At 59.6% G+C, this 5,599-nt stretch carries 5 protein-coding genes; 1 reads left to right on the plus strand and 4 read right to left on the minus strand.

All coding sequences use genetic code 11. The features are described 5' to 3' along the window. From NW863_RS02180 to NW863_RS02195, 4 genes are all read right to left on the minus strand, one after another. On the minus strand, positions 1-2,015 hold a 2,015-nt coding region (locus NW863_RS02180), incomplete at its 3' end, for a caspase family protein (RefSeq protein WP_414364122.1). Between the two features lie 233 nt (positions 2,016-2,248). Beyond that, complete coding sequence (locus NW863_RS02185; protein ID WP_414364123.1) at positions 2,249-2,959, minus strand: methyltransferase domain-containing protein; 711 nt, start codon at positions 2,957-2,959, stop codon at positions 2,249-2,251. Positions 2,960-3,008: 49 nt separating this feature from the next. Then, entirely contained in the window at positions 3,009-3,956 is a 948-nt protein-coding gene (locus tag NW863_RS02190) for a sugar phosphate nucleotidyltransferase (RefSeq protein ID WP_414364125.1), read from the minus strand. Between the two features lie 81 nt (positions 3,957-4,037). Continuing rightward, on the minus strand, positions 4,038-4,502 hold the full coding sequence (locus tag NW863_RS02195; protein WP_414364126.1) for a redox protein: 465 nt from the start codon (positions 4,500-4,502) through the stop codon (positions 4,038-4,040). A gap of 267 nt (positions 4,503-4,769) precedes the next feature. On the opposite strand from NW863_RS02195, the gene NW863_RS02200 reads away from it, so the two are divergent. Continuing rightward, the coding region (locus NW863_RS02200; protein WP_414364124.1) for a LysR family transcriptional regulator at positions 4,770-5,599 on the plus strand (830 nt) is incomplete at its 3' end.

Consider the following 5,599-nt stretch of genomic DNA (forward strand, 5'->3'; position numbering starts at 1 on the left):
GGCGGACGACGGGTCAGCTCTTCTAGCAGCATCTGCGTCCACTCCAGCGGTTTGCTGAGCAACATCGGCGAACGGGTTATCCCCTGCTGACGGACCATGGCTTTGAGGGCTTCCAAGCTGGCCGACAAGGGGCGAGTACTGGCCACAAACAATAGCTCAGTCAACCCCTGGGCATGGCAGGTGAGCAGATCGGGATTGACGGCAGAGCGCGACTCACCGGCCACCTCAGGCAGGGGTGGCAAAGTCAGGCTGCCCTTGGCCTCTAGACGCAGTGGCAGGGCAAAGTCCTCCTGGGGCACGGGAGCCAACAGGTGCAGTTGCCCGCTGGAATCGACCATCAACAGGTAGCCGAACAGATCCTGCTCGCCTTCGTTGCGCAGGGTGAGATGCAAGGGATCCCCGCGCATAAAGCGTAGTATGCCTGGCTCGGCAGCAGCCCCTTGGGCAAGCCGTGACCCCCGCAAGGGGGCTTTACTTCTGGTGGACAATTCCCCCACCACCGCCAGCGGCGAGGTAGCCGCGTTGAGGGTAGCCCGCAGACGTTTGGCCGCCAGCAGATGGGCTAGACGAGGCACCAGCCGTTGCACCGCCATAGCCGCAGCTTCCCCAGCCGGCCCGCAGGAATTGAGCAGCAATTCTCGCCCCGGCCAAAAGAGGCTGTAGCCGTTGACTTCCAAAGGCTTGGGCAGAGCGTCTGCTTGAAAGGCAGCGGCCATTTCTGGAGTAATGCGGCCCAGCAGGCAATCCACCTGGCGCTCGCGCGGGTTAGCTGTCTCCATCCAGCTATGGCCGGCAATGGCGTTGGTCAGATCCACTTTTTCAACGCGACCCAAGTTGTCTTCCAGACCCACCAAAAGCTTGAGGCTGCTGGAGAGGCTGCGCAACTGCTCCCGCACCAGCGTGCCCACGGGGGGAAATTGACCTTCCCCGTTGGCCGGCTGCACCTGTGCCAACAGCCCGCTGCGAGAACGAATCAGCAGCGGCACCGACGAGGCGGTGGAAAGGGGAGCCAAAAGAGTACCCGGCTGCAGACCACCCAGCGCCGCCGGTGGGATCCCACCCAGCCACACCTGAGCCCGATTCCCCTTCACTTCCTGGATCACGCCGCTGACTGCCACCTGAGGGGGGGTGAGGAAGTAGGGCGGGATGCGTCGAGCCGTTTCTTTGCCCTCCAAGATGGGGCGCTGACAGGCAAACAGGCCCAGCTCCCGCCGGCTGGCCACTTGGTTGAAGGCCACCAGCAGGCGAGTGGCAGGTGTGCTTTCCCACAGGTACTGCGTCAGCAGATAGGTGAGTACTCCAGCGTAGAATCCTGGCCAAGCGGCTTCTGCTGCCAAGTCTTGGGGAGTGGTGGCGGCAATCAACAAGCCCTTGGGCGGAGACGGCCAAACCCGCTGCGGTTCCGAGGAGTCTGAGGCGGCAGATCCTGCTCCTTTCCCGGCTGGGGGGCGGGAACGCAGTTGCAAATTGCCTCGCACCGACGGCAAGACATGGGTGAAGCCACAGTCCAGCAGAGTGGTGATCTGGGCGGTGCCCAAGTCTTCCACAAGCCGGAAAAAGCTGTCTAGCTCCATCACCGCCATTCCTTCAGAGCCAGACAACAGCAGCACCGGCTGCCACTGGCCTGGCGTCGATCCCGCCCGCCACTGGCCGTAGCCGCTAAACTGCACGACCACTGTTTCCGCCGCCTGACTTGAACCCCCCAAGTGCTCCGCAAAGGCTGCTTGGATCCCACTCGGCGTGGCGGCCCCATCGGTGAGGGTGAGAATCTCTGCCGGCTCAAAGCCAAAGCGATACAAGAGCAGCTCCCGCTGCAGCTCCACATCGGTCACACAGCCCTGCAGCGGGGATCCCTCACCAGGGTAGCGGTTAATACCTATCAAGAGAGCCAACTTGCGGGAGCTGGCCGCCAAAGCTTGCCCATAGCGCTCAGCCTGACCCACCAACCAGCCAGGAGAGAGACCAAGGCCGGCAGCAACCAGGAGTAACTTTTGTAAAAAAGACCGCCTTTCCATGTTAGCCTCGTGGGCTGCCTCACTGGCGTAACAGCCACCCTGTTGGCGAGCGAGCCACAGCTCAACTTTGTACTGGATCTGTTGCTGCCTACTTCAGGATATCCCCACCCCCACAGCTTTTTCGAGGGATCGGGTGACCGTTTTTGGCGTTTCGTTTACACGTTTACATTGTTGACGAAAGCCTTGGCGGGATCCCTTCCGTCTGGGTATGGGAAAACCGACGCCAAGCCCGTTTAGTACTTGCGCTGAATCCAATAGGTGGTAAATAGCTCGCCACTGGCCTGTTTCTGGATTTTGCCGCCCAAGTCAGCGATGCGCCGCTCCCACTCCTGTAGGGGTGTGAGAATCGGTTCGCTGCCTTTGAATAGCTCAATCAACCCCCACTGTTCGGCCCACACCGATTCAGGATTGACCACTTCGATAATCACTGGTGCAGCCGGACGCAACACCCGCATCAGTTCTGCCCAAACCGCATCAAAGTAATCTATCGGGTAGTAGTACAAAAATCCTGTAGCAATGGCCAGATCGAACTGCTCTGGCCCGTAGTTCTCCAGGTGATGGGCGGATCCCTGCTGCATCGACTTGAACAGCTTGGAGTTAAGCTGCGGTGCTCGCGAGCGCACAAAGCGCACGATCCCCCCACTCAGCTCATGGCCGTAAAAGTGAGCCTGCCAGTCGTTCCAGGGATAGGTCAGGAAACTCACTCCACAGCCCAGATCCAAGCAGGCTTCCCGCTTTTTGGGGGCGCGCAATTGCCAAAAAGGGATCCCCAGGCGTTCCTGGAGGTGATCCCGCTCTTGGGCTTGCCAAAAGGGCAACTGCTCCAGGTCAGGGGGAAGCTGCCAACTGGCCCGACCTAGCTGCACCTCCAGCTCCCGGTTGAAGCGGGCGGCTACGGCGGCAAGGTAGGGATCCCAGCGTTCCCCAGTTTGCGGTAGCTCCATCTTCGGCTAGCTGTGTCTTGGATGCTTGGGTGCTTAACTGGCCTTTAACCTAGACTACCAGGAGGCCCGGCCCATAGACCCCCGGCTGCAGGGATCCATTGACCCAACTGTAGCTGCCGAGGATGGTGCCAGCGGGGACTTGAGCCTGGGAGCCCAGGTGCGTGTGAGCGCCGATGTAGCAGGGGGCTTGTAGCTGGGCGTTGGGGTGGATCTCAGCCGTTTTGTGAACCCATACCCCCGGCGCCTTTGCTTCCACATCCTCGAGAGGAAAGTCTGTCATCCGGCCCAGGAGAATGTCCAGTTGGCCGTGGTAGTAGCTGGCCGGCGTGCCCAGATCCCGCCAGTAACCAGTGTGCAGGTAGGCTTGCAGCCGTCGCCCCTGCCGCAGCAAATCGGGGAAGACACGCCGCTCCAAGCTGAGGGGATCCCCGCTGGGGTAGTCTTTGAAAATAGCTGGATCAAGGACGTAGGTGCCGGCGTTGATGGTGTTGGTGGTGAGGGTGAGAGCTTCGGCAGCGGTGGGCTTTTCCCGAAAGGATTGGATCCGGCCCCCTTCCCCCACCTCCACTAGGCCATAGGCGGTGATGTCCTCCACGCGGGCAAGGGTAAGGGTGGCAACGGCCCCACTCTGTAGGTGGCACTGTATCAAAGCTAACAAATCCAGATCGGTGAGGATATCGGCATTGAAGACTACGAGGGGATCCCCGCTGAAGTAGGGTTGGGCCAGCACCAAAGCTCCCGCTGTGTCTAGCGGCGTCTCCTCGACGATGTAGCGGAGCTTTACTCCCCAAGCGGCGCCATCTCCAAGAGCCGCCTCGATTTGTCTGCCCAGATACCCCACACTGAGTAAAATGTCTGTCAGGGCGGCCCGGCGGCAGCGCCCGATCAGCCAGTGCAAAAAGGGTACCTCCAACAAAGGCAGCAAGGGCTTTGGCTGCCATAGGGTCAAAGGCCGTAAGCGAGTTCCCTGCCCCCCTGCCAAAATCACCGCCTGCATAGCCGTCCTCAACCCATCTTCCCCGCCTAGATAGTAGGGGAAAAGGGCTTGGTTCGCCAGAGCCAATTGGCTGAGGCTAGCTCAGGCGCAGATGCGGGGCACAGGGGCAGCCGCCGAGATGACTTGCAACAAACGCGGAATACGGCTGCTGTCGTAGATGCGAAATTCCTTTTCCACAACAGCTTTTTCGTCGCGCACCGCCTGGTTTAAAACGATGGATCCCTCGGGGTCGGAAACAGAACGGTGAAAGGTGCCAGGAGGAATGCGCAAAATGCCTCGATTCGCCTCCAGGCGCACAATGTGAAAGGGATCCCGCCAGCTAAAGTTGACCAAGTAAAAGGTTCGTCCTCCCCACAGAGCCAACAAATTGTCTTCTTGGTGGGGATGTAGATAAAACTGCCAATAGCCCTGAGGATTGTCGGGAGGGCTGACGGCTGGCCCTTCGTGATAAACCAGATCGCGGGCATTGGATCGGGGGATGGTGATATCGAAAAACCGCACGCCGGGAGTATCTCGAAACTGATGAAAAGGCAAGAGAGCAAACATAGATCTGGACATAGGCACGCCTAATTGTTCAGAGACAGCCAGAAGGTATTTTTTCCACTGTGAAGCAGAATTCCAGCTTTTTTCAGTCATACTGGCCCCAGCACAACAGAGGTATCTTCTGTACTTTCTGGGGAATAGCTGCCTTGCCGATTGGCAAGACTTCCATCCAGCGGAAAAAAGCTGTACGTTGTAGTTTAGTCAGCCTCAGCGAGAGGTTCAAACCTGAGATAACATCACATCTATGCGCAGATCGAATAGATGGCATCGATGAACATCTCGCAACTGCAAGCCTGGGTGGCAGTGGTGGAGAAGGGGAATTTCAGCGAAGCCGCCCTGCAACTGCACATTTCCCAGTCGGCGGTGAGCCGGGCCATCGCCAGTCTGGAAGAAGAACTGGGGGTAACCCTGTTGGTGCGCGGTCGGTTTGGGGCACGTCCAACTCCGGTGGGAGAGCGGTTACTGCGCTATGCCCGCAAGATGCTGCAATTGCGCGAACAGATGGACTACGAGGCCAACCTGGAAAAAGGCTTACGTGGGGGAAGTGTGCGGGTTGCTGCCTTTCGCAGCGCTGCCACGCACCTGTTGCCACCGGTGATCGCCCGCTTTCGCCAGCAATTTCCGCAAGTTACCCTTACCCTCACGGAAGCAGATCCGGCCACTGTGGAACATCTGCTGCGCTCGGGCCAGGTGGATATCGGCCTGTTGCCGCTGCCGCGAGCTGCCGAGGATCTGCAGACGTGGGAGATCGCTCGCGACGAGTTCATTCTGTTGGTGCCGGAGAGCTTTGGCCCTCTGCCGGAAGCCGTGACCTGGGCGGATCTTTCCCGTTTTTCCTACATTCTCTACAACTACGCTGAATGCACCACAGCGGTGCGCAACCACTGGGAGGCGGCCCACCAAACCCTTAAGGTGGCCTACCTAGTCAAAGAAGATTCCACCATCGTCAACATGGTGGCGCAGGGCCTGGGAGCGGCCATTTTGCCTCGCCTGGCTGCCATCCCTATTCCCCCAGGGATCCAGATCCGCCGTCTGCCCGTCCCGCTGGAGCGGGTGATCGGGGCTGCCGTGCTGGCCTCGGCGCTGCATCCGCCGGCAGT

It is taken from the genome of Synechococcus sp. B60.1 (assembly GCF_047462555.1).
Taxonomy (GTDB): Bacteria; Cyanobacteriota; Cyanobacteriia; order Thermostichales; family Thermostichaceae; genus Thermostichus.

Coding starts and splice junctions, on each gene's coding strand:
- NW863_RS02185 (WP_414364123.1), bottom strand. CDS start 2,959: ATGGAGCTACCGCAAACTGGGGAACGCTGGGATCCCTACCTTGCCGCC.
- NW863_RS02190 (WP_414364125.1), bottom strand. CDS start 3,956: ATGCAGGCGGTGATTTTGGCAGGGGGGCAGGGAACTCGCTTACGGCCT.
- NW863_RS02195 (WP_414364126.1), bottom strand. CDS start 4,502: ATGTTTGCTCTCTTGCCTTTTCATCAGTTTCGAGATACTCCCGGCGTG.